At 62.4% G+C, this 24,124-nt stretch carries 22 protein-coding genes and 2 tRNA genes; 14 read left to right on the top strand and 10 right to left on the bottom strand.

All coding sequences use genetic code 11. The features are described 5' to 3' along the window. Window positions 1-29 precede the first annotated feature (29 nt). From aspS to KH389_RS06720, 4 genes are all read right to left on the bottom strand, one after another. Complete coding sequence (aspS, locus tag KH389_RS06735) at window positions 30-1,805, bottom strand: aspartate--tRNA ligase (protein WP_043864301.1); 1,776 nt, start codon at window positions 1,803-1,805, stop codon at window positions 30-32. Between the two features lie 96 nt (window positions 1,806-1,901). Further along, window positions 1,902-2,123 carry an FmdB family zinc ribbon protein gene (locus KH389_RS06730; protein ID WP_043864246.1) on the bottom strand — a complete coding sequence of 74 codons (222 nt, stop codon included), beginning with the start codon at window positions 2,121-2,123 and terminating at the stop codon, window positions 1,902-1,904. Between the two features lie 110 nt (window positions 2,124-2,233). Then, window positions 2,234-2,563, bottom strand: a complete 330-nt coding sequence (locus tag KH389_RS06725) for a ribbon-helix-helix domain-containing protein (RefSeq protein ID WP_054914974.1) — start codon at window positions 2,561-2,563, stop codon at window positions 2,234-2,236. A 275-nt stretch (window positions 2,564-2,838) separates the two neighbouring features. Beyond that, window positions 2,839-3,309 (bottom strand): Dps family protein, encoded by a 471-nt coding sequence (locus KH389_RS06720; RefSeq protein WP_043864248.1) that lies wholly within the window; start codon window positions 3,307-3,309, stop codon window positions 2,839-2,841. A 303-nt stretch (window positions 3,310-3,612) separates the two neighbouring features. On the opposite strand from KH389_RS06720, the gene KH389_RS27485 reads away from it, so the two are divergent. Further along, window positions 3,613-4,200 (top strand): cold-shock protein, encoded by a 588-nt coding sequence (locus KH389_RS27485; protein WP_196932119.1) that lies wholly within the window; start codon window positions 3,613-3,615, stop codon window positions 4,198-4,200. Between the two features lie 122 nt (window positions 4,201-4,322). Here KH389_RS27485 and KH389_RS06710 read toward each other — a convergent pair whose 3' ends face one another. Both KH389_RS06710 and KH389_RS06705 read right to left on the bottom strand, forming a co-directional pair. After that, the gene (locus tag KH389_RS06710) at window positions 4,323-4,529 is read right to left on the bottom strand and encodes a SlyX family protein (RefSeq protein ID WP_043864249.1); all 207 of its coding nucleotides are present in this window, start codon (window positions 4,527-4,529) and stop codon (window positions 4,323-4,325) included. Window positions 4,530-4,532: 3 nt separating this feature from the next. Then, entirely contained in the window at window positions 4,533-4,958 is a 426-nt protein-coding gene (locus tag KH389_RS06705) for an HIT domain-containing protein (RefSeq protein WP_043864250.1), read from the bottom strand. 771 nt (window positions 4,959-5,729) lie between these two features. On the opposite strand from KH389_RS06705, the gene KH389_RS06700 reads away from it, so the two are divergent. The 3 genes from KH389_RS06700 (at window position 5,730) to KH389_RS06690 (ending at window position 9,854) form a co-directional block, all read left to right on the top strand. Beyond that, complete coding sequence (locus tag KH389_RS06700) at window positions 5,730-7,004, top strand: OprD family porin (RefSeq protein WP_043864251.1); 1,275 nt, start codon at window positions 5,730-5,732, stop codon at window positions 7,002-7,004. A gap of 166 nt (window positions 7,005-7,170) precedes the next feature. Further along, on the top strand, window positions 7,171-8,886 hold the full coding sequence (locus KH389_RS06695; protein WP_043864252.1) for a proline--tRNA ligase: 1,716 nt from the start codon (window positions 7,171-7,173) through the stop codon (window positions 8,884-8,886). Window positions 8,887-8,906: 20 nt separating this feature from the next. After that, window positions 8,907-9,854 (top strand): YceB family lipoprotein, encoded by a 948-nt coding sequence (locus KH389_RS06690; RefSeq protein WP_043864253.1) that lies wholly within the window; start codon window positions 8,907-8,909, stop codon window positions 9,852-9,854. A gap of 45 nt (window positions 9,855-9,899) precedes the next feature. Here KH389_RS06690 and dinB read toward each other — a convergent pair whose 3' ends face one another. Beyond that, window positions 9,900-10,964 carry a DNA polymerase IV gene (gene dinB / locus KH389_RS06685; RefSeq protein ID WP_043864254.1) on the bottom strand — a complete coding sequence of 355 codons (1,065 nt, stop codon included), beginning with the start codon at window positions 10,962-10,964 and terminating at the stop codon, window positions 9,900-9,902. Between the two features lie 213 nt (window positions 10,965-11,177). Here dinB and KH389_RS06680 point away from each other — a divergent pair. The 4 genes from KH389_RS06680 to KH389_RS06665 all read left to right on the top strand — a co-directional run bounded on the left by KH389_RS06680 (window position 11,178) and on the right by KH389_RS06665 (window position 15,622). Continuing rightward, window positions 11,178-11,254 (top strand) — tRNA-Met (locus tag KH389_RS06680). 132 nt (window positions 11,255-11,386) lie between these two features. Then, window positions 11,387-11,463 (top strand) — tRNA-Met (locus KH389_RS06675). A 224-nt stretch (window positions 11,464-11,687) separates the two neighbouring features. Then, window positions 11,688-14,330 carry a bifunctional lysylphosphatidylglycerol flippase/synthetase MprF gene (gene mprF / locus KH389_RS06670; protein ID WP_043864255.1) on the top strand — a complete coding sequence of 881 codons (2,643 nt, stop codon included), beginning with the start codon at window positions 11,688-11,690 and terminating at the stop codon, window positions 14,328-14,330. Further along, window positions 14,330-15,622: a virulence factor family protein gene (locus KH389_RS06665; RefSeq protein ID WP_043864256.1), complete on the top strand. Its 1,293-nt coding sequence runs from the start codon at window positions 14,330-14,332 to the stop codon at window positions 15,620-15,622. The genes mprF and KH389_RS06665 overlap by 1 nt, the downstream gene beginning before the upstream one ends. Window positions 15,623-15,696: 74 nt before the next feature. On the opposite strand, the gene KH389_RS06660 is transcribed toward KH389_RS06665, so the two are convergent. Further along, window positions 15,697-17,595, bottom strand: a complete 1,899-nt coding sequence (locus KH389_RS06660; protein ID WP_058541506.1) for a potassium transporter Kup — start codon at window positions 17,593-17,595, stop codon at window positions 15,697-15,699. 267 nt (window positions 17,596-17,862) lie between these two features. On the opposite strand from KH389_RS06660, the gene rimO reads away from it, so the two are divergent. The 5 genes from rimO to tsaA all read left to right on the top strand — a co-directional run bounded on the left by rimO (window position 17,863) and on the right by tsaA (window position 21,804). Beyond that, entirely contained in the window at window positions 17,863-19,200 is a 1,338-nt protein-coding gene (rimO, locus tag KH389_RS06655; protein ID WP_043864258.1) for a 30S ribosomal protein S12 methylthiotransferase RimO, read from the top strand. A gap of 89 nt (window positions 19,201-19,289) precedes the next feature. Next, window positions 19,290-19,757 carry an acetyltransferase gene (locus KH389_RS06650; RefSeq protein WP_043864259.1) on the top strand — a complete coding sequence of 156 codons (468 nt, stop codon included), beginning with the start codon at window positions 19,290-19,292 and terminating at the stop codon, window positions 19,755-19,757. 130 nt (window positions 19,758-19,887) lie between these two features. Then, window positions 19,888-20,598, top strand: a complete 711-nt coding sequence (locus tag KH389_RS06645; protein WP_088514533.1) for an rRNA pseudouridine synthase — start codon at window positions 19,888-19,890, stop codon at window positions 20,596-20,598. A 41-nt stretch (window positions 20,599-20,639) separates the two neighbouring features. Further along, window positions 20,640-21,101 (top strand): YehS family protein, encoded by a 462-nt coding sequence (locus KH389_RS06640; protein ID WP_043864260.1) that lies wholly within the window; start codon window positions 20,640-20,642, stop codon window positions 21,099-21,101. Between the two features lie 7 nt (window positions 21,102-21,108). Then, window positions 21,109-21,804, top strand: a complete 696-nt coding sequence (gene tsaA / locus KH389_RS06635; RefSeq protein WP_043864304.1) for a tRNA (N6-threonylcarbamoyladenosine(37)-N6)-methyltransferase TrmO — start codon at window positions 21,109-21,111, stop codon at window positions 21,802-21,804. Window positions 21,805-21,915: 111 nt separating this feature from the next. On the opposite strand, the gene fpr is transcribed toward tsaA, so the two are convergent. Next, window positions 21,916-22,695, bottom strand: coding sequence for a ferredoxin-NADP reductase (fpr, locus tag KH389_RS06630; RefSeq protein ID WP_043864261.1), 780 nt, complete (start codon window positions 22,693-22,695; stop codon window positions 21,916-21,918). Window positions 22,696-22,816: 121 nt separating this feature from the next. On the opposite strand from fpr, the gene KH389_RS06625 reads away from it, so the two are divergent. Further along, window positions 22,817-23,743, top strand: a complete 927-nt coding sequence (locus KH389_RS06625; protein WP_043864262.1) for a LysR family transcriptional regulator — start codon at window positions 22,817-22,819, stop codon at window positions 23,741-23,743. Here the strand turns inward: KH389_RS06625 and KH389_RS06620 are convergent. Then, on the bottom strand, window positions 23,740-24,102 hold the full coding sequence (locus KH389_RS06620; protein ID WP_054914977.1) for a diacylglycerol kinase: 363 nt from the start codon (window positions 24,100-24,102) through the stop codon (window positions 23,740-23,742). The genes KH389_RS06625 and KH389_RS06620 overlap by 4 nt on opposite strands. Window positions 24,103-24,124: the final 22 nt, after the last annotated feature.

The following is a 24,124-nucleotide window of genomic DNA, read 5'->3' as shown; positions in this document are numbered from 1 at the left end:
GCATCCAAGTGGATGCGCCCCGGGCCCGCTTACTCAGCCTTGGGCTGTTCGCGCAGACGGATGTGCAGCTCACGCAGTGCCTTGGCATCGACCAGGCCTGGGGCCTGGGTCATGACGCACGCAGCACTCTGGGTTTTCGGGAAGGCGATCACTTCACGAATCGACTGGGCGCCGGTCATCAGCATCACCAGGCGGTCCAGACCGAAGGCCAGGCCACCGTGCGGCGGTGCACCGAACTTCAGCGCGTCGAGCAGGAAGCCGAACTTCTCTTCCTGTTCCGCCGCCTCGATGCCCAACAGGCGGAACACGGCCTGCTGCATCTCTTTGCGGTGGATACGGATCGAACCGCCACCCAGTTCGGTGCCGTTGAGCACCATGTCATAGGCGCGCGACAGCGCGGTGGCCGGGTTGGCCTCCAGCTCTTCAGGGGAGCATTTTGGCGCGGTGAACGGGTGGTGCAGCGCCGTGAAGCTGCCGTCGTCGTTCTCTTCGAACATCGGGAAGTCGACAACCCACATCGGTGCCCATTCGCAGGTCAGCAGGTTGAAGTCGTTGCCGACCTTGATGCGCAGCGCGCCCAGGGCTTCGCTGACGATCTTGGACTTGTCGGCACCGAAGAACACGATGTCGCCATCGACCGCGCCCACGCGATCGAGGATCACGTTCAGGTTGGCCTCGGGGATGTTCTTGACGATTGGCGACTGCAGGCCCTCGACGCCCTTGGCGCGCTCGTTGACCTTGATGTACGCCAAGCCCTTGGCACCGTAGATGCCGACGAACTTAGTGTACTCGTCGATACGGCTGCGCGGCATGCTCGCCCCGCCAGGTACACGCAGTGCGGCAACGCGGCATTTCGGGTCGTTGGCCGGGCCGCTGAACACCTTGAAGTCGACCGCTTGCAGCTGGTCGGCCACATCCACCAGTTCCAGCGGGTTGCGCAGGTCAGGCTTGTCCGAACCGTAGCGGCGCATGGCCTCTTCGAAGGTCATGTGCGGGAATTCGCCGAACTCCAGGTCCAGGACTTCCTTGAACAGTTTGCGGATCATGCTTTCGGTCAGGCCCATGATCTCGGTCTCGTCCAGGAAGCTGGTCTCGATGTCGATCTGGGTGAATTCCGGCTGGCGGTCGGCGCGCAGGTCTTCGTCGCGGAAGCACTTGGCGATCTGGTAGTAGCGATCGAAACCGGCCACCATCAGCAGTTGCTTGAACAGCTGAGGCGATTGCGGCAGGGCAAAGAAGCTGCCGGCGTGGGTACGGCTTGGCACCAGGTAGTCACGCGCGCCTTCCGGGGTAGCGCGGGTCAGGATCGGCGTCTCGACGTCGAGGAAGCCGTTTTCGTCGAGGAAGCGACGGATGCTGGTGGTGATGCGCGAGCGCAGACGCAGCTTCTCGGCCATCTCCGGACGACGCAGGTCGATGAAGCGATAGCGCAGGCGGGTCTCTTCACCCACGTCGGAGTACTCGTTGAGCGGGAACGGCGGGGTTTCCGCTTCGTTCAGCACTTCGAGCTCGTAGCCCAGCACTTCGATGGCGCCCGAGGCCATGTTGGCGTTGACTGCGCCTGCAGGGCGCGGACGCACCTTGCCGGTGATTTTCACCACGTACTCGCTGCGCACGCGGTCGGCGGCGGCAAAGCTTTCTGCGCGGTCCGGGTCGAACACGACCTGAGCCATGCCTTCGCGATCACGGATGTCGAGGAAGATCACCCCGCCGTGGTCGCGACGACGATGGACCCAGCCGCAAAGGGTAATTTCCTGACCTTCCAGGCTCTCGTTCAGTTGGCCGCAATAGTGGCTGCGCATCATGATGGTGGTTTCGCTTCTCGTGATTCGTGAATTCGGGTGTGGACCTTGCCGGCCCCAGGGGGCCCATAGTGCAAGACCCTGGCAGTACAGTTCAACTCAGTCGGCCTTGTCGGCGCCCGCCAGGTTCTTTTTGGTGCCGGTCTTGAAGTCGGTTTCATACCAGCCGGTGCCGCCCAGGCGGAAGCCCGGGGCAGAAATCAGCTTCTTCAGGGCAGGTGCCTGGCAGGCCGGGCAATCGGTCAGCGGCGCTGCGCTGATCTTCTGCAGAACTTCCATCTGGTGGCTGCAGGAACCGCATTGATAGTCGTACAGGGGCATTGGCGTATCTCGTTGACCACTGCGCGGGCCGCGCCACGCAGCAAAAAGCGGGATTATATATGGTTAACCGGGGCTGTGCAGCCCGCCCGCCGTGCCAGCGCACGAATGGTTCAGGGCTTGGCGCCGCCCCCCAGCACGTAGACCACGCAGATCACCCGCACCAGGCCGCTGAAATTCTTGACGCCGCCGTGGCGAAGGTGGACTTCGCGGTCCACATGGGACAGCACCGCATTGACCGTACACCGGTTGGCGGCGGCAATGCGCTCGAGGATTTTCCAGTAGACCTCTTCCAGGCGCAAGCAGGTGGCGAAGCCGTTGAGTCGCACCGAACGCGACAGCGGGCGCGCCAGGCCCATATTGAAATCTGCCTGAAAAGGATCACCAGGGGCCATACGAAGTTGCTCGGCGGTGCATGCACGTTCATTCACGACTCGCGACATATTCATCCCACGCATTGACTGACAGGAAGTTCATCACCGGGATACTTGCTATCCAGGTACCTGCCTATGAAGCGCTGTTCATCGTATTGCAACCAGCAGACCGCGAGCCTGCGCAGCGTAGGAACAACCTTTTAGTTGAGTTCATGTACCACACCTGCTGAAACTGTTCCACGCCGGCCGCAGCACGCAGGAAGTACCCATTAAAAAAGCCCGATTCCTCTAAAGAAGAATCGGGCTTGCGCCTTTCAACAGGCGCCTTTACAGGCGCCGAACACTCACTTGGCCAACAGCGAGCGCAGCATCCAGGCAGTCTTTTCATGGGCCTGCATGCGCTGGGTCAACAGGTCGGCGGTCGGCTCGTCGCTGACCTTGTCCAGCAACGGGAACAGGCTGCGCGCGGTCCGCACCACGGCTTCCTGGCCATCGACCAGTTGCTTGATCATCTCTTCAGCCGCCGGCACACCTGGCTCCTCCTTGATCGAGGACAACTTGGCGTAGGTGGAATAAGTACCCGGCGCCGGGAAGCCCAGTGCACGAATTCGCTCGGCGATGGCATCGACTGCCAGGGCCAGTTCGTTGTACTGGCCTTCGAACATCAAGTGCAGTGTATTGAACATCGGCCCGGTCACGTTCCAGTGGAAGTTATGGGTCTTCAAGTACAGTACATATGTATCCGATAACAGATGCGACAAGCCGTCAACAATGGACTTGCGATCTTCTTCACTGATACCAATATCAATTGCCATGTACATTTCCTTCCTGTGATGTCAGTTCAACATGCTGGAAGCACTGTACCAAGAGTTGCGCGTGCCTGCAGCTCCGATTGCCGGTCTGGCGTGCGACACAGGGCTGCAGCCGCGCGGCCCGTTTGGCCCGCTGATTTGAGAAGCACCCGGCTTTGCTGTTAAATAGGCACTGTGCCGTCATTGCGCATTTTTTGTGCAATGGCGCATAGGCTGCAGCCACGCTTTGGCGCCTCATCGGTAACCGCGCACCGTGGGTTCAGCTCTTCCTGTGATATGCCTGAATAAAATGTGAGCCAAACCACCATGTTCAAGATCGTTCACCTGTTGACGGGCGCAGCTGCCTTGCTGCTGTCCCTGATTCCTAGCCTGAGGGGCGAAGCTGTCCCTTTCCTGCAACAACCCGATGCCATCTACCTGGCGCTGTTCGGGCTGCTCAACCTGATCCTGGTGCCTGTGCTGCCAATGCACTACCGCGGCGCGCGCCAGTACCTGCAACACACTGCCAGCGCGCTGCTGGTGCTTGCAGTGGTATTGCAAGCGGTCACTGTGCTGCTGCGCCCGGAGCTGGGCAATGTCGCGGCCATGGTCTGCGCCCTGCTGGCCGTGCTGCTGCATCTGGTGGCGGGCCTGGCCAAGGTTGGCCGTGCGCGCAGCCAGGCACCTACCTACGACATGAGCAACCGCGACACGGGCACCGTGAAGTGGTTCAACACGTCCAAGGGCTTTGGATTCATTTCGCGGGATTCCGGCGATGACATCTTCGTGCACTTCCGGGCCATTCGTGGCGAGGGTCACCGGGTGCTGGTGGAGGGTCAGCGTGTGGAGTTTTCGGTGATGAACCGGGACAAGGGCCTGCAGGCCGAGGATGTGATTGCGGCACCGCGTCGCTGATCCTCGCGTGAAGAACCGCGACGGCCACTCGGCCGATCGCGGTTTTTTTACGCCTACTCACCCGCCCTGTTCTGCTGTCGATCTGCACTGAGCCTTTAGGCCCGCTGCGCGAGGCGCATGCATCAATAGTGCGGGGGCGGCGCTTCTTCCTCGTTGGACTCGTACTGCCCCACCATCTCCTCATAACGCTTGAGCAGCGCGCCCATCTGCAGCTGCAGCCGTTCAACCACCCGCTGCTGCTCCACCAGCACATCGTTCAGCGCCAGCAGCGTATCGTCCTGAAATGCCAGACGACTCTCCAACTCGGTTACCCGTGCTTCCAGGGTCATGATTCAAGCCTCGATCGGTTGAAGATAATCACCAAGCTCACGCTCGACGATGCGGCGCACATGAGCCAGCGCCTCGGCTGTATAAACCAGCGCCGGCACGCGCCCCCACACCGGGCCAGGCCATGCCACATCGCTCTGGCGTCGCACGATCACATGCATGTGCAACTGGCTCACGACGTTGCCCAGGGTCGCGACATTCATCTTGTCGGCATCGAACAGCCCGTCGAGCAACTTGGCCAGCAACGTGGTCTCTTGCCAGAGTTGCTGCTGCGCCTCTTCATCAAGTTCGAATACTTCGCTGACAGCAGGACGCCGCGGCACCAGAATGAACCACGGATAGTTAGCATCCTTACTAAGTAACAAGCGACAAAGAGGTAAGTCCCCCAACGCAATCGTGTCTTGTTGCAAACGTGAATCAAGAGCAAACACAGAACAATCTCCTCGCACCTTTCAATCCCGATACCTGCACCCGGCAGGTGATTGAAGCAAGGATACTCCCGATTGGAGTCACAGGCATGAGTACATGGCGCTCCATCCCGGGGCAGGCAGACCACACTGCACGCAGGAGGTCCGCTCACGCCGGTAACAAAACGCTACTTTTCGCACCAAAATAGCGCCTCGCGAACACAATCAGCACCGCCTCCTACCGAAAACTACTCACTTGTCCTACAAGCCGGTAACGTTTTGACTTCAAAGTCGATTTTTTGCTTATTCCGCGACGGCATCGACCCTCAAACCAAAAGATCTGTACACCCCCGGTTTTCGGGCACCACGCGCCCTTTGACCAACGAAATGTGAAAATTTCATCAACGCACCGCGCAATTGAGCACGCTTGTTGCATTCATCTCTGCCCAACGTCGGCATGGCGCCTGCATAAGCAAGCCAAGTGCGACAAATAACAACAGCTGCAAGGGCAACCAGGGAGTTTTGGCATCAAAGGCTTGGCGTGATTGCGCTGCCTTTGCTGCTCTGCGAAACAGCGCTGTAGTTGAACGCACCGGTCATGCCGGGGCGTAATTTGCGACAGGGATTTAACCGTTTGCGACGGGACCATAAAGTTAATGAAAGGTTCCTTTCGCAAGTATCGCCAACGACAGTCAGCGTGATATACATTTCGCCGACTCAAAAAAGAAAGAGCCGCCCCATAAAAAAACCAGGGGGCAAGGCCGTAATCTTCCAAAACCAAAGGAGCAAATCACGATGCGCGTGATGAAGTGGAGCATAATCGCCCTGGCCGTAGCGGCAGGCACCTCGCAGCTGGCCATGGCGTCTTCTCAGGATGAATCCAAGGGGTTTGTAGAAGACAGCAGCTTGAACGTCAAACTTCGCAACCTGTACTTCAGCCGTGACTACCGCAACGTCCCCAACACCGAGCAGAGCCGCGCTGCAGAGTGGGGCCAAGGCTTCATCGGCACCTTCGAGTCGGGCTTCACCCAAGGCACCATCGGCGTCGGCGTCGACGCAATCGGCATGCTGGGTCTGAAACTGGACGGCGGCAAGGGCACTGCCGGCACCGGCCTGTTCCCGACCGGCTCCGACGAACGCTCGCAGGACGACTACTCCAAAGGCGGCGCAGCCATCAAGTTCCGGATTTCCGACACCGTCCTGAAAGTGGGTGACCAGTTCACCTCGCTGCCAGTGCTGGCCACCGACGACAGCCGCCTGCTGCCTGAAATGGCCCAGGGCGCGTTGATCACCAGCAACGAAATCAAGGGGCTGACGCTCAACGCCGGTCGCTTCACCAGCATCACCGCACAAGACCAGACCAACCGTGACGGCGGCATCCACCTGACCAAGGCCGACGTACTGGGCGGCACCTACGCGTTCAGCGACGAGCTCAGCACCAGCCTCTACTACTCCAAGGTCGAAGACTACTGGCGCAAATACTACGCCAACGTGAACTGGAGCCTGCCGATCAACGACGAGCAGGGCCTGGTGTTCGACTTCAACTTCTACAACACCAAGAGCACCGGCGCCGCGCTGGAAAAAGCCTACGACGGCGACAAGATCGACAGCCGTGCATTCAGCCTGTCCGCCGCCTACACCATCGGCGCGCACACCTTCACCCTGGCGCACCAGCGCATCAGCGGCGACGGCGGCTACGCCTACGGCGTCGACGGCGGCGGTACCGTGTTCCTGGCCAACTCGGTGGCACGTTCGGACTTCAACTCCGAAGACGAGAAATCCTGGCAGGCTCGCTACGACATCAACATGGCCACCTTCGGCGTACCGGGCCTGAGCTTCATGACCCGCTACATCCGTGGTACCGATGCCAACGTTTCCTCCGGCAACAACGGCAAAGAGTGGGAACGCGACATCGAAGCCAAGTACGTACTGCAGGAAGGCCCGGCCAAAGACCTGAGCTTCCGCGTTCGCCAGGCCACCTACCGCTCCAGCGATGCGGTGTACAACAACTCGTCGCCTTCGATCGACGAACTGCGCCTGATCGTCGAGTACCCGCTGAGCATCCTGTAAGCCTTCCGGCTCACGGACCCCAGCTCGAAAAAGCCCGGCCCTGCCGGGCTTTTTCTTTTGTGTTGATGCACTTGGCGCAGTTTCCCGCGCCACCATCCTATACGTCACCGAATCGCCCCCGTACAATGCGGGGTCATTTCAGTTAAGCAACCGACAACGGCCTACCATGCGCACCAGTCAATATTTGCTCGCCACACAGAAAGAAACCCCTTCCGACGCGGTCGTCATCAGCCACCAGCTCATGCTGCGTGCCGGCATGATCCGCAAGCTCGCATCCGGCCTTTATACCTGGCTGCCGATGGGCCTTCGCGTGATGCGCAAGGTCGAAGCCGTGGTACGCGAGGAAATGAACGCCGCAGGCGCCCTGGAAGTGCTGATGCCGGCCATTCAGCCCGCTGAACTGTGGCAGGAGTCCGGCCGCTGGGAGCAGTACGGCCCCGAGCTGCTGCGCCTGAAGGACCGTCATGGTCGCGAGTTCTGCGTGGGGCCTACCCACGAAGAGGTCATCACCGACCTCGCGCGCAACGAGCTGAGCAGCTATAAACAGCTGCCACTGAACATGTACCAGATCCAGACCAAGTTCCGCGACGAGATCCGTCCGCGCTTCGGCCTGATGCGCGGTCGCGAGTTCATCATGAAGGATGCCTACTCCTTCCATGCCGACCAGGCGTCCCTGCAGCAAACCTACGACCGCATGCACCAGGCGTACTGCAATGTGTTCACCCGCCTGGGCCTGGATTTCCGCCCCGTGCAGGCCGACACCGGCTCGATCGGTGGCAGCTGGTCCCACGAATTCCACGTGCTGGCCGAGTCCGGTGAAGACGACGTGATCTTCAGCGACAGCTCCGACTACGCCGCCAACATCGAGAAGGCCGAAGCGATCCCGCGGGAAACCGTGCGCCCTGCCCCCACCGAGGAGCTGCGCCTGGTCGATACCCCGGACGCGAAAACCATCGCCGCCCTGGTCGAAAACTACGGCGTGCCGATCGAGCGCACCGTCAAGACCCTGATCGTGCATGCCGCCGAAGAAGGCAAGCTGATTGCCCTGATCGTCCGTGGCGACCACGAGCTCAACGAAATCAAGGCTGCCAACCTGCCACAGGTGGCCAGCCCGCTGGTGATGGCCAGCGACGCCGAACTGCGCGACGCCATCGGCGCCGGCGCCGGTTCCCTGGGCCCGCTGAACCTGCCGCTGCCGTGCATCATCGACCGTTCCGTGGCCTTCATGAGCGACTTCGGCATCGGTGCCAACATCGACGACAAGCACTACTTCGGCGTGAACTGGGAGCGCGACCTGCCTGTACCGGAAATCGCCGACCTGCGCAACGTGGTAGCCGGCGACCCGAGCCCGGACGGCAAGGGTACGCTGATGATCAAGCGCGGTATCGAAGTCGGGCACATCTTCCAGCTGGGCACCAAGTACAGCGAAGCACTCAAGTGCCAGGTGCTGGGCGAGAACGGCAAGCCGGTGACCCTGGCCATGGGCTGCTACGGCATTGGTGTTTCGCGCGTGGTCGCCGCTGCCATCGAGCAGAACTACGACGACAAGGGCATCATCTGGAGCGATAGCCTCGCGCCATTCCAGATCGCTCTGGTACCGCTGCGCTACGAAACCGCCGAAGTGCGCGAAGCCACCGACAAGCTCTACGCCGAGCTGACCGCCGCCGGTTTCGAAGTGCTGCTGGACGACCGTGACAAGAAAACCAGCCCGGGGATCAAGTTCGCCGACATGGAACTGATCGGCATCCCGCACCGCATCGTGGTCAGCGACCGGGGCCTGGCCGAAGGCAACCTGGAATACAAGTACCGCAAGGACAGCGAGGCCCAGGCCTTGCCCGTGGCCGAGGTGCTGTCGTTCCTGCAAGCCCGTATTCGTCGCTGATAGCCAACACAAGAGTAGCCATGTTCAAGCGAATCACCTTCGGAGGCGCCGCCCTGTGCGGCGCCGTGCTGCTCAGCGGCTGCGCCAACCAGATGTCCCAGCGCAGCGAGCATGAGGAGCGGATCGAGCGCAAGCTGCTCGAGCACAGCCTGCAGATCGATGTCGGAGAGCCCAAGGTACTCGAGCTGCCGCAACGGCGCGTGCGCGTTCACGAACAGAAGAACTTCGAAGTCACCGAATTCGAAGTGACCCGTCGTTATGATCGCTACACGCCCTACCAACCCTGGCGCGAAATCTACGAGATCCCGCTGGGCGCAGTGGCCGTGGTTGCCGGTATCGGCGCCAATGTGGTCAATGTGTTCGCACTGGGCAACCTGCCCGACAGCGTGACCCATGACTGGCTCAGCTATGGCGTGGCCGGGCTCAACCCGTTCATGAACGTGCAGTCCAACGGCCGCGCACAACAGAACCTGGCCAGTATCAGCGAAGTGCAGAAGGACAAACGCCAGGAGTACACCAGCCTGCCGTGGGGCGAACGCCCGGTCGAGGTCAAGGCTGGCAAGCTCACCCACGAGCTGACCACCGACCGCAATGGTGTGTTGCGCCTGAACCTGCTCGACAGCCCGTTCACCGAACAGAACCTGACCCAGGTGGGCACCTTGCACCTGGCCGTGGCCGATGAAGAAAACAACGTGCGTGCCGACGCCAGCCTGCTGCTCAGCCCAACGCTGCGCGGCAAACTGGTCGAAGCCCATGAGCTGATCTACGACGACCTTGAAGACGACGAGGTGAGCGAGTGGGTGCACCGGGTCAAGCGCTTGTCCGAACTGGGCCTGGAAGAGGAAGCCAGCGAGCTGGAACAGAGCCTGATCGAGCTGACCCGCAATGATCCGGAGCTGCAACAGGAGTTTCTCAAGGCGCTGACCAGGGATGCCGGCCGCCTGGTGGCAGACCCCGGCGCGAAGTAGCTCCAGCACCATGAACGCCAGGCATCGACCACGATGCCTGGCGTTTCACTCGGGCGTGAACAGCTCCAGCTGAACATGCGCCCCGCGCAAGTCGTGCAACCGCACGCCAATTCCCAGCAACCTGACCGGCTTGGCGCCGCGCGCGAAAGCCTGGCTGAGCAGTTGCCGGTAGCTTTCAAGATCACGCCCCGCCCCCGCCTGCTCCAGGGTGGTCTGGGTGAAGTCATGGAACTTGACCTTGACGAACGGCTTGCCCGGCCGGTAACTGTCGTCGATCCGGGCCATGCGACCGCCCAGCGATTCCAGCAGTTCAGGCAGTTTTTCAAGGCAGCTGGCCAGGTCCGGCAGGTCGCTGTCGTAGGTGTTCTCAACGCTCACCGACTGGCGCCGGCTGTCGTTGTGCACCACCCGCTCGTCAATGCCACGCGCCAGCCCGTAAAGACGCTCGCCGAAACTGCCGAACTCGCGGACCAGGGCCAGGCGGTCCCACTCGCGCAGATCCTTGCAATCGACAATGCCCAGGCGCCCCAGCTTGTCAGCCGTGACCTTGCCAACCCCATGCAGCTTGGTCACTGGCAAGCAGGCGACGAAGTCTTGCACCTGTGCCGGGGTAATCACGAACAAGCCGTTGGGTTTGCGCCAGTCACTGGCAATCTTGGCCAGGAACTTGTTGGGCGCCACCCCCGCCGATACCGTGATGTGCAGGCGCTGGGACACCCGCCGGCGAATGTCGTCGGCAATGCGCGTGGCACTGCCGGAAAACTTCGGGCTGTCGGATACGTCCAGATAGGCTTCATCCAGCGACAATGGCTCGATCAGCTCGGTGTACTCGCGAAAGATGTTGTGAATCTCCCGCGAGGCTTCCTTATAGGCATCCATGCGCGGCTTGACGATGGTCAGGTCGGGGCACAGCTTCAACGCGTGGTGCGACGACATCGCAGAGCGCACGCCAAAGGCCCGCGCTTCGTAGTTGCAGGTAGCGATCACCCCGCGCCGGTCGGCCGAGCCCCCCACGGCCAGAGGCTTGCCGGCCAGCCGCGGGTCGTCGCGCATCTCGATGGCTGCGTAGAAACAGTCGCAATCGATGTGGATGATCTTGCGTTGGGACATGGATGACCGTTAACACCGTTGATTCGTACGCGCAGTATCTCACTCGTCACCACCGGCTGCACCCTGCACCCGTCACCCCGGGCAAATGCCCTGCAGCCCCCGCCTTAGCGCGCCCGCAGCCAGATCACAAACGCTAAGCAATTGAACAAAAAAGGATTTCTGGATTTTAGCGGTTGACACGTTCTGAGATATCTGTAGAATCCACTCCACAGACGCGGGATGGAGCAGTCTGGTAGCTCGTCGGGCTCATAACCCGAAGGTCGTCGGTTCAAATCCGGCTCCCGCAACCAAACATCAGAGAAGGCCACTTGAAAAAGTGGCCTTTTTTGTTGGGCGCTGTTTGGCCCATAGCAGGTTTTTGTTGTAAATCAACAATTAAGCATTGACAGCATCTCCATACGCTGTAGAATCCGCCCCACAGACGCGGGATGGAGCAGTCTGGTAGCTCGTCGGGCTCATAACCCGAAGGTCGTCGGTTCAAATCCGGCTCCCGCAACCAAACAACAGAAAAGGCCACTTTGAAAAAAGTGGCCTTTTTTGCGTCTGGCGAAAAGTACCTTCCCCTCCTCTCCATGCCCTTGCGGCAGCATGAAACTTCTTTAACTATCCTGATGGGCGCGGATCGGCATGATCGCGAGTAAGATTCAGACATTATTTTTCCATAGGGATTGGTAACTTGGTCGGATACATCGTCCAGTCGCGCGCAATCCAAAAAGGTGATTGATGCGCCCACAAACGCCCGAAGCAGAAACCCCCGTTAGCGCCGCCCAGCCCATCGCCCCGCATCGCCTGCGCTGGCTGGAACTGCTCAGCCGGTATCGTCAGCCGATCGGCCTGGCGGTCACCCTGCTACTGTTCGGCATCGCCCTGATTGCCTGTCGCCATCTGCTCAGCGAGCTGGATATCTATGCCCTGCACGACTCGCTGCTGAGTGTGCCCAAGCCCGCCCTGGCCGGTGCACTGCTGGCCACGGTCGCAGGCTTTGTCATCCTGCTGGGCTATGAATGGTCAGCCAGCCGTTATGCCGGGGTCCGGCTGCCTTCAGCCACCCTGGCCATGGGCGGCTTCTGTGCATTCGCCATCGGCAACGCGATCGGGTTGTCGCTGCTGTCCGGCGGCTCGGTGCGTTACCGGTTGTACGCCCGCCACGGCATAGGCGGTGCCGAAGTGGCCCGCATGACGCTGTTTGCCAGCCTGTCGCTGGGCTGCGCGCTGCCGCCGCTGGCAGCGCTGGCCACCCTGAGCAACCTGCCCGCCGCGGCCATGGCGCTGCGCACGCCGGCCCCGGTACTGGCAGCCATCGCCGTCGCGGTACTGGGCCTGAGCATGGCCCTGGCCTACGGGCTGTACCGGCGTCGACTGCCGGAACAGCCGCTGGCCGACAACCTGCTGGTACGCATACGCCGACGCACACTGCGCCTGCCGGGCGCGCGCCTGACCTTGCTGCAGTTGCTGATCACCGCACTGGACGTGGCTGCCGCCGCCACGGTGCTGTACCTGCTGCTGCCCGAGGCTCCGCCCTTCGGTGCGTTCCTGCTGGTGTACCTGCTGGCCCTGGCTGCCGGTGTGCTCAGCCACGTGCCCGGCGGGGTCGGGGTCTTTGAGGCCATCCTGCTGGCCGCCTTCGCCGACCAGCTGGGGGCAGCGCCACTTGCCGCTGCGCTGCTGCTGTACCGCCTGATCTATGTCGTGCTGCCGCTGCTGGTGGCCTGCGTGGTCCTGCTGGCCAGCGAAGCCAAGCGCTTTCTGTTCGCGCGCCAGGCCATGAAGGTGGCCTCCGGGCTTGCCGCACCGGTACTGGCGATTCTGGTGTTCCTGTCGGGCGTGGTGCTGTTGTTCTCCGGGGCCACGCCTGAAATCGACACGCGCCTGGAGCACCTGGGTTTCCTGGTGCCGCACCGCTTGATCGATGCCTCGCACTTCGGCGCCAGCCTGATCGGCGTGCTGTGCCTGCTGCTGGCCCAGGGCCTGCGGCGGCGCCTGTCGGCAGCCTGGATACTCACCACCGTGCTGCTGCTGGTCGGCGCCCTGCTGTCGCTGCTAAAGGGCTTCGACTGGGAAGAGGCCAGCCTGCTGACGTTTACCGCCTGCCTGCTGGCAGTGTTCCGCGGTTCGTTCTACCGGCCCAGCCGACTGCTCGAGCTGCCCTTCTCGCCGGTCTACGTGGTGGCCAGTGCTTGCGTGATCGGCGCGTCGGTGTGGCTGCTGCTGTTCGCCTACCAGGACGTGCCCTACAGCCACCAGCTGTGGTGGCAGTTCACCCTGGACGCCGATGCCCCGCGTGGGCTGCGCTCATTGCTCGGTAGCGCGGTACTGCTGGTGATCGTTGCACTGACCTGGCTGCTGCGTACCGCACGCCCGACCATCCACCTGCCTACAGGTGACGAGCTGCAACGGGCCAACCGCATCCTGCAGAGCTCCGACCAGCCCGATGGCGGCCTGGCGCTGACCGGCGACAAGGCTTTGCTGTTCCACCCTCAGGATGACGCCTTCCTGATGTACGCCCGCCGCGGGCGCAGCCTGGTGGCGCTGTACGACCCGATCGGCCCGGCCCAGCGCCGCGCCGAGATGATCTGGCAGTTTCGCGACCTGTGCGATATCCATCACGCTCGACCGGTGTTCTACCAGGTGCGTGCCGAGAACCTGCCCTTCTACATGGACATCGGCCTGACCGCAATCAAGCTGGGCGAAGAGGCCCGCGTGGACCTGCTGCGCTTCGACCTCGACGCCAAGGGCAAGGAGATGAAAGACCTGCGCTATACCTGGAACCGCGGCGGGCGCGACGGCCTGAGCCTGGAGATCCACGAGCCCGGGCAAGCCCCGCTCGAGGAATTGAAGGTGATTTCCGATGCCTGGCTCGAAGGCAAGAACGTGCGCGAAAAAGGCTTTTCGCTGGGCCGCTTCAGCGCAGAGTACCTGCAGCACTTCCGCATCGCGCTGATTCGCTTCCAGGGCCAGCCGGTGGCCTTTGCCAACCTGCTCGAAACCCACAGCCGCGAGCTGGCCAGCCTGGACCTGATGCGCGCGCACCCGCAAGCACCGAAGCTGACCATGGAGTTTCTGATGATCGGCCTGATCCAACACTACAAGACGCATGGATATGCGCGCTTCAGCCTCGGTATGGTGCCGTTGTCCGGGCTGCAGCCGCGTCGCGGCGCACCTCTGACTCAGCGCCTGGGCTCGATGGTGTTCCAGCGCGGCGAGCAACTGTACAACTTCCAGGGCCTGCGCCGCTTCAAAGACAAGTTCCAGCCTGACTGGGAACCCCGTTACATGGCCGTACCCGCCGGGCTCGATCCCCTGGTGGCCCTGGCCGATACCGCCGCCCTGATTGCAGGCGGCCTGACCGGATTGGTGAAACGCTGATGATTCGACGCTACTGGCTTCATGTACTGGCCGCCCTGGTGCTGGCCCTGCTCGCGGCGGCCCTGGGCTTCTGGCTGTGGGCCCGCCCTGCCCCGCAACCGCACCTTGAACATTTGACCCTGGCCGATGGCAGCAGCCTGGTGCGGGTTACCCCAAGCACGCGAGGCAAGGACCTGGTGGCCGTGGCCGTGCCGCAGGACCAGGCCCTGAGCGACAAGCAACTGATCGACCTGAGCCAGAGTGCCCGCGCCCAGCTGGTACAGGTGATCCTGCCGCCGAGCGACTGCAACCTGCAGCAGCAGGCGCTGCAGCAGGCCTTGCAACAGTTGCAGGGCACGCCGACGCTGGTTGCCGGCATCGGCCCGGGAGCCGGGCTGGCCTGGAGCTGGCTGGCCGGGCAGACCAACGACAAGGCCCAGGCCATCTCCGTGGGGTTCAGCATCGAGCAGCCCGGCTGCAGCGCCGCGCTGCCCAAGTCGGCCGCCCATGGTCACTGGAACGTGGCCTGGAACGACAACCCGGATGACGCCAGCGCCGCCTTCGTGCGCGACCAGGCCAATGCACAGACCAGCATCAGCGATTACGACATCCACCTGCCCCAGGTGCTCAAGGCCCAGCTGACCCAGGCCCTGCTGGGCGTGGATGGCAATGCACTGAGCATTCCGGTGGTGGAAGTGCCGGCCGGCCAGACCACCGACACCGTGACGCTGTTCCTGTCCGGCGATGGCGGCTGGCGCGACCTTGACCGCGACGTGGCGGGCGAGATGGCCAAGCTGGGCTACCCGGTGGTGGGCATCGATACCCTGCGCTACTACTGGCAGCACAAGACACCGGAGCAGAGCGCAGTCGACCTGTCCGAGCTGATGCAGCACTACCGCCAGAAGTGGGGCACCAAACGCTTCGTACTGACCGGCTATTCATTCGGTGCCGACGTGCTGCCGGCGATCTACAACCGCTTGCCACCCGAAGACCAGAAGCGCATCGATGCGGTGATTCTGCTGGCGTTCGCGCGCAGTGGCAGTTTCGAGATCGAGGTCGAGGGCTGGCTGGGCAATGCCGGCAAAGAGGCGCCAACCGGGCCTGAGATGGCCAGGATGCCGCCGAGCAAGGTGCTGTGCATCTATGGTGAAGAAGAGGCCGATGAAAGCGGCTGCACCGACCATACCGCCGTGGGTGAGCGCGTGAAGCTGCCCGGCGGGCACCACTTCGACGAAAACTACCCGGCCCTGGCCAAGCGCCTGATCAGCGAGATCGAAACGCGCCAGGGAAAGTCCAGCGTCGCTGAACAGTAGAAGCCTCGCCGGCAAGGCCGGCTCCTGCAACGGATCGCATCCTGCAGGAGCCGCCTTGGCGGCGAAAGGCCCCGCTAGATCTCCACCTGCGTACCCAGCTCGATCACCCGGTTCAATGGCAGGTTGAAGAACCTCAGGTTGCCGTTGGCATTCTTCAGCAGGAAGGCAAACAGCACCCCACGCCAGCGCGACATGCCCACCAGCTTGGATGCGATCACCGTCTCGCGGCTGAGGAAGTAGGTGGTGCGCATGGGGCTGAAATCCAGCTCGTCCAGGTGACACAGCTTCAACGCCGCCGGCACGTCCGGCTCGTCCATGAAGCCGAAATGCAGGATCACCCGGTAGAACCCCTCGCCATACCCCTCCACCTCGAAACGCCGCTGTGGCGGTACCCGCGGTGAATCCTCGTTGACCACGGTGAGCAACACCACCTGGCGGTGCAGCACCTGGTTGTGCAGCATGTTGTGCAGCAGCGCATGGGGCACCGCGTCCGAACGCGCGGTCAGGAACACCGCCGTACCTTCCACACGGTGCGGCGGCTGCACGCGGATGCTGGCGATGAACACCGGCAATGGCAACGCGCCCTCATCCAGGCGCTCCACCAGGATCTGCTTGCCGCGCTTCCAGGTGGTCATCAGGATGAACAGCGCAATCCCTGCCAGCACCGGAAATGCCCCACCCTGCAGCACCTTGGGCACGTTGGCGGCAAAGAACAGCCCGTCGACGAACAGAAAGCCCAGCAGTACCGGTACCGCCAGCAGCGGTGGCCACTTCCACAGCAGCAACATCACCGCCGACACCAGGATGGTGGTGATCAGCATGGTCCCGGTTACCGCAACGCCATAGGCCGACGCCAGCGCGCCGGAGGACTCGAAGCCCAGCACCAGCAGGATCACCCCGACCATCAGCGACCAGTTGACCGCCCCGATGTAGATCTGCCCCTGCTCGTCGCTGGAGGTGTGCTGGATCTGCATGCGCGGCACATAACCAAGCTGGATGGCCTGGCGGGTGAGGGAGAAGGCCCCGGAAATCACCGCCTGGGAAGCGATCACGGTGGCCAGGGTGGCCAGCCCGACCAGCGGCACCAGCGCCCAGCCGGGGGCCAGCAGGTAGAACGGGTTGCGTGCCGCTTCGGGGTTCTCCAGCAGCAATGCGCCCTGACCGAAATAGTTGAGCACCAGCGCCGGCAGCACCAGCGCGAACCAGGCCCGCGCGATCGGCTTGCGGCCAAAATGCCCCATGTCGGCGTACAAGGCCTCGGCCCCGGTCAGCGCCAGCACCACGGCGCCCAGAATCGCCACGCCCATGCCGGGGTGGACGATGAAGAAGCGCACGGCCCAGATCGGGTTGAGCGCCTGCAGCACTTCGGGGCGCTGGATGATGCCGTGCACGCCCAGGGCCGCCAGCACCACGAACCAGGCCACCATCACCGGCCCGAACAGAATGCCGATGCGCGCGGTACCGTGCTTCTGGATCAGAAACAGCGCCACCAGCACGACCAGCGCCACCGGTATCACCCAGTGATCGATGCCATCGAACGCCAGTTGCATGCCTTCGACCGCCGACAGCACCGAAATCGCCGGGGTGATCATGCTGTCGCCATAGAACAGCGCCGCACCGAACAAGCCGAACACCACCAGCAGCGCACGCAACCTGGGATAAGGTGCAGCCGCTCGTCGGGCCAGCGCGGTCAGGGCCATGATGCCACCCTCCCCCTGGTTGTCCGCGCGCAGGATGAACAGCACGTACTTGATCGACACCACCCAGATCAGCGACCACAGGATCAACGCCAGGATGCCCAGCACACCATCATGGTTGACCGGCACCCCATAGCCGCCGGAGAAGACTTCCTTGAGGGTATACAAGGGGCTGGTACCGATATCGCCGTATACCACCCCGACTGCCGCCACCAGCAGGCTCAGCGGCTTTGCCGCCGTATGCCCGGCATTGGCCTGACTGCTTGCCTGAACCATCAACCACTCCCGCAACCAAGACCCAGAGGCCGGCGAAATTCGCGCCAGGCGCTATCATTTTTGCAACCCGTCGCAGCGTGCCGAACGCAGCGCTGAACGACGCGGGAGCGATGGCGCGAAGCATAGCGCAGCGTTCGTCGCATTTCTGCTAGTCAAGCGCGTTGTGCCTCGCTAGAATTGCGCACTTTTTGATCAGAGGCGCCCCAAAGCGCCCGTCAGGGCTGCCACCTTCGCGTGCCAAGCAGCCCCTCTACACCGAGGTTAACCATGTCCACCACCGCCACGCCCACCACGCCAAAGGTCGGCTTCGTTTCCCTGGGTTGCCCCAAAGCCCTGGTCGATTCCGAGCGCATCCTGACCCAGCTGCGCATGGAAGGCTATGAAGTCGTGCCCACCTACGAGGATGCCGACGTGGTGGTGGTCAACACCTGTGGCTTCATCGACTCGGCCAAGGCCGAATCGCTGGAAGTGATCGGCGAGGCCATCAAGGAAAACGGCAAGGTCATCGTTACCGGCTGCATGGGTGTCGACGCCAACAACATTCGCGACGTGCACCCCAGCGTGTTGTCGGTGTCCGGGCCGCAGCAGTACGAGCAGGTGGTCAACGCCGTGCACGAAGTGGTGCCACCACGTCAGGACCACAATCCGCTGATCGATCTGGTGCCGCCCCAGGGTGTCAAGCTGACCCCGCGTCACTACGCCTACCTGAAGATTTCCGAAGGCTGCAACCACACCTGCAGCTTCTGCATCATTCCGTCGATGCGTGGCAAGCTGGTCAGCCGCCCGGTGGGCGAGGTGCTGAGCGAGGCCGAGCGCCTGGTCAAGGCCGGCGTCAAGGAGCTGCTGGTGATCTCCCAGGACACCAGCGCCTACGGCGTCGACGTCAAGTACAAGACCGACTTCTGGAACGGCCGGCCGGTCAAGACGCGCATGCTCGAGCTGTGCGAAGCGCTCGGCAGCCTGGGCGTGTGGGTGCGCCTGCACTATGTGTACCCGTACCCGAACGTCGATGACGTGATCCCGCTGATGGCCGCCGGCAAGCTGCTGCCGTACCTGGACATCCCGTTCCAGCACGCCAGCCCCAAGGTGCTCAAGTCGATGAAGCGTCCTGCCTTCGAAGACAAGACCCTGGCACGCATCAAGAAATGGCGCGAACAGTGCCCGGAGCTGATCATCCGCTCCACCTTCATCGTCGGCTTCCCCGGCGAGACCGAGGAAGACTTCCAGTACCTGCTCGACTGGCTCACCGAAGCTCAGCTCGACCGCGTCGGCTGCTTCCAGTACTCGCCCGTCGAAGGCGCACCGGCCAACGACCTGGACCTGCCCGTGGTTCCTGATGACGTCAAGCAGGACCGCTGGGATCGCTTCATGGCCCACCAGCAGGCCATCAGCAGCGCACGCCTGCAACTGCGCATCGGCAAGCGCATCGAAGTGCTGATCGACGAAGTGGAGGAGCAGGGCTCGGTGGGCCGCAGCTTCTTCGACGCCCCGGAGATCGACGGCAATGTGTTCATCGACGGCGACCACGGCTTCAAGCCGGGGGACAAGGTCTGGTGCGTCGTCACCGATGCCGACGAATACGACCTGTGGGCCGAGCCTGTCTGACGCTTTGCGGCCTGGAAAAGCCCTGCCATCATGGCGGGGCTTTTTATTGGACTATCGTGTCCAGTACGGACACCCCAGGAGACCCTGAGATGCGCGCGCATTCCACCGTGCAAACCCCTAGCCCCCACGACTACCCTCGCCTGCTGCAGGTATGGGAAGCCTCGGTACGTGCCACCCACGATTTTCTCCCCGACAGCTACATCGTGCTGCTGCGTGAACTGGTGCCCAAGTACCTGGATGCAGTGATGCTGATCTGCTGCAAGGACAGCCAGCAACGCATCACCGGCTTTGCCGGTGTAGCGGCCGGGCGTGTCGAAATGCTGTTCGTCGACCCGCAGTATCGCGGTCAGGGCATCGGCAAGCAGTTGCTGCGGCATGCCATCAATGAGCTGAACGCCGATGAGCTCGACGTCAACGAGCAGAATCCCCAGGCCATCGGCTTCTATGCCAGCCAAGGCTTCGAAGTCATCGGGCGCTCGGAAAAGGACGGCATGGGCAAACCCTACCCCCTGCTTCACCTCAGGCTAGGTCGTACACAGTCTGCGAGCACGGGCTGAAGGACGCTGTAAGGCCGATCCGAAAATCATCCCCTCACGGCATTAATAGCCGCCCGGCACGAATGTAGCCGGGCCTTCGCCCGCCCGGGCGGTTACAATGGGCGCCTTTCCCTGTGCCACGGCCGCCGTCATGTCTGAACCCATTCGTCTTTCCAAACGCCTTATCGAACTGGTCGGCTGCTCCCGACGGGAGGCCGAACTCTATATCGAAGGCGGTTGGGTGACCGTTGACGGCAACGTCGTCGACGAGCCACAGCTCAAGGTCGACGGCCAGGTCGTCGCCCTGCTGCCGGGCGCCAAGGCCGAAGCCCTGGAACCGGTAACCCTGCTGCTGCACCAGGCCGCCGACCAGGACAGCGAAAGCGCTCGCCTGAGCATGACCCCGGCCACCTTGTCCGAGGCCCACGCCGAAGGGCATCGCCCGCTCAAGGGCCACTTTGCCCGGCTGACCTGCGTCGCCGAGCTGCAACAGGGCGCCAGCGGCCTGCAGGTGTACAGCCAGGACTGGCGTGCCGTGCGCAAGGTCACCTCGGACCTGGCCAAGCTGGAGCAGGAGTATGTGGTCGAGGTCAGCGGCGAGATGGTTGCCCATGGTCTCGAACGCCTTAACCGCGGTTTCACCTGGAAGGGCCAGGAACTGCCCCGCATCAAGGCCAGCTGGCAGAACGAGACGCGCCTGCGCATGGTGCTGAAAAACCCGACGCCGGGGCTGATCGAACTGCTGTGCCGCAGTGTCGGTGTCAGCGTGGTCAGCATGCGCCGTATTCGCCTGGGCGGCGTGGCCATGAGCAAGCTGCCGCTGGGCCAGTGGCGCTACCTGTCCAGCAAAGAAAAATTCTAGGCCTCGCCACTCGGGCGTTGCCACTTGATCAGGATTGTCCAATGATTCACAACGATGTGCTGCGCAGCCTGCGCTACATGCTGGATATCAGCGATGCCAAACTGGCAGAGATCACCCGCATCAACGGTTTTGACGTCAGCGATGCCGACATTGCCAGCTACCTGAAAAAAGACGAGGAAGAAGGCTTCGTGCGCTGCCCGGACGAGGTCATCGCGCATTTTCTCGATGGCCTGGTGGTGTTCAAGCGTGGTCGTGACGAGAGCCGCCCGCCTCTGCCGGTCGAACTGCCGGTCACCAACAACATCATCCTGAAAAAACTGCGGGTGGCCTTCGAGCTCAAGGAAGACGACCTGCATGCCATTCTCAAGGCGGCGGATTTTTCGGTGTCCAAGCCTGAACTCAGCGCCCTGTTCCGCAAGGTCGGCAACAGCAACTACCGCCCCTGTGGCGACCAGTTGCTGCGCAACTTCCTCAAGGGCCTGACCCTGCGAGTGCGTGGCTGATTCGATCATGGCCTACAGTGTCGAGCCGGTCGGCTACGTGCGCTCCTGCTTCAAGGAGAAGTTCGCCATCCCGCGCCAACCGCAGCTGGCTCCGGCTGCGCGCGGGGTGCTGGAGCTGGTATCGCCTTTCGATCAGGGGGAAGCGGTTGCCGGGCTAGAGCAGGTCAGCCACGTGTGGCTGCTGTTCCTGTTTCATCAGGCCCTGGAAGAGAAGCCGCGCCTGAAGGTGCGCCCGCCGCGCCTGGGCGGCAACACGTCGATGGGCGTGTTCGCCACCCGCGCCACCCACCGGCCAAACGGCATCGGGCAGTCGGTGGTGAAGCTGGAGGGCGTCGAGGCCGGGCGACTGCTGCTGTCGGGCATCGACCTGCTGGACGGCACGCCGGTCATCGATATCAAGCCCTATGTACCCTATGCCGACAGCGTAGCCGGGGCGGTCAATCACATGGCCAGCGCCCCGCCTGCGCCGATCACGGTGCAATGGAGCGACTCGGCACTGCAGCAGGCCCATGCGCATGCGCTGCGTCTCGCAGAGCCGTTGGTGGAGCTGATAGAACAATGCCTGGCACAGGATCCACGCCCGGCTTATCAGGTGCCCCCGGTCGAGCGCGTGTACGGGGTCGGGTTCTGGGATGTGCAGGTACGCTGGCACTACCCTCAGCTGGATACGATCCGGGTGCTGGAGGTGGTGCGCGAGGCGTAGGGCCGGCGCCCGCAAGGTCGCAGGAACGCCGCGCCGGCGAATGCCGCACCACAAATCCAGGGCAAAAAAAAACGCAGACCACGGTCTGCGTTTTTTATTGGTACTGCCTGCTTACTTCTCGACGAACGCACGCTCGATCAGATAGTCACCTGGCTCGCGCATGCGCGCGGAGACTTTCAGGCCGAAGCTGTTCAGGACTTCGCTGGTTTCATCCAGCATGCTCGGGCTACCGCAGATCATCGCACGATCGTCCTGCGGGTTGATCGGCGGCAGGCCGATGTCGCTGAACAGTTTGCCGCTGCGCATCAGGTCAGTCAGGCGACCCTGATTCTCGAACGGCTCGCGGGTGACGGTGGGGTAGTAGATCAGTTTTTCACGCAGCGCCTCACCGAAGAACTCGTTCTGCGGCAGGTGCTCGGTGATGAACTCGCGATAGGCCACTTCGTTGACGTAGCGCACACCGTGGACCAGGATCACTTTCTCGAAGCGCTCGTAGGTTTCCGGGTCCTGGATGACGCTCATGAACGGTGCTAGGCCAGTGCCGGTGCTCAGCAGGTACAGGTGCTTGCCCGGGTTCAGGTCATCCAGCACCAGGGTGCCGGTAGGCTTCTTGCTGATGATGATCTCGTCGCCTTCCTTCAGGTGCTGCAACTGCGAGGTCAGCGGGCCGTCCGGCACCTTGATGCTGAAGAACTCCAGATGCTCTTCCCAGTTAGGGCTGGCGATCGAATAGGCGCGCATGAGCGGGCGGCCGTTAGGCTGTTGCAGGCCGATCATCACGAACTGACCGTTCTCGAAGCGCAGGCCCGGGTCGCGGGTGCACTTGAAGCTGAACAGGGTGTCGTTCCAGTGATGAACACTGAGGACACGTTCGTGGTTCATGTTGCTCATGTACGGGGGCTCCTGAAAAATAACGCAGCGCTGACCGTGAGCGCGATTGCGCGATAGTTTAGTGCGAGCGACAATATCTGTTAAATGAATTATCAAGATATGTCTTATCGGTTATATAGATATGCGATTTACACTGCGTCAACTTCAGGTCTTCGTGGCCGTCGCGCAACACCAGAGCGTCTCCCGTGCGGCCGGGATACTGGCGCTGTCGCAGTCGGCTGCGAGCACCTCCATCACCGAGCTTGAACGGCAATCCAGCTGTCAGCTGTTCGATCGTGCCGGCAAGCGCCTGAGCCTCAATGCACTGGGGCACCAGTTGCTGCCCCAGGCCGTGGCCCTGCTCGACCAGGCCAAGGAAATCGAGGACCTGCTCAACGGCAAGTCCGGCTTCGGCTCTCTGGCAGTGGGCGCCACACTGACCATTGGCAACTACCTGGCCACCTTGCTGATCGGCAGCTTCATGCAGGTTCACCCGGAGAGCCAGGTCAAACTGCATGTACAGAACACCGCCCATATCGTGCATCAGGTCGCGCACTATGAAATTGATCTGGGTCTTATAGAAGGCGATTGCAACCACCCCGACCTGGAGGTTCAGCCCTGGGTCGAGGACGAACTGGTGGTGTTCTGCGCGCCGCAGCACCCCTTGGCGCTCAAGGGTCGTGCCAGCCTTGAGGAACTGACCCATGAAGCCTGGATTCTGCGCGAGCAGGGTTCAGGCACGCGCCTGACCTTTGACCAGGCGATGCGCCACCATCGCTCGACACTCAACATCCGCCTGGAGCTGGAACATACCGAAGCGATCAAGCGCGCGGTGGAATCAGGGCTCGGGATCGGCTGCATTTCACGTCTGGCGCTGCGCGATGCGTTTCGTCGCGGCAGCCTGGTGGCGGTGGAAACCCCCGACCTGGACCTGGCGCGGCAGTTCTACTTCATCTGGCACAAGCAGAAGTACCAGACCTCGGCGATGCGCGAGTTTCTGGAGTTGTGCCGCAACTTTACTGCCGGGGTACGACGCAGCGACGAAATCGTGCTGCCGCACATTGCCTAGAGCAGAATCACCGCCCACACCACCGCCACGATGCTCAACGCCACGAACTGGGCAGCACTGCCCATGTCCTTGGCGTTCTTGGACAACGGGTGGCGGTCCAGGGAAATACGATCGATCGCGGCTTCCACGGCAGAGTTGAGCAGCTCGACGATCAGCCCCAGCAGGCACACCGCGATCAGGATCGCGCGCTCGGCACGGCTTACATCCAGCCAGAAGGCGACCGGGATCAGCACCACGTTGAGCAGCACCAACTGACGAAACGCCGCTTCGCCGGTAAAGGCGGCGCGCAGGCCGTCGAACGAATAGCCGGCGGCGTTGAACACTCGTTTAAGGCCGGTCTGGCCCTTGAAAGGCGACATAGAAAGCCACTTGAACCCAATG

Origin of the sequence: Pseudomonas qingdaonensis, assembly GCF_018398475.1 — a bacterium.
Taxonomy (GTDB): domain Bacteria; phylum Pseudomonadota; class Gammaproteobacteria; order Pseudomonadales; family Pseudomonadaceae; genus Aquipseudomonas; species Aquipseudomonas palmensis.
This window is presented reverse-complemented; position numbering and strand designations above follow the sequence as displayed.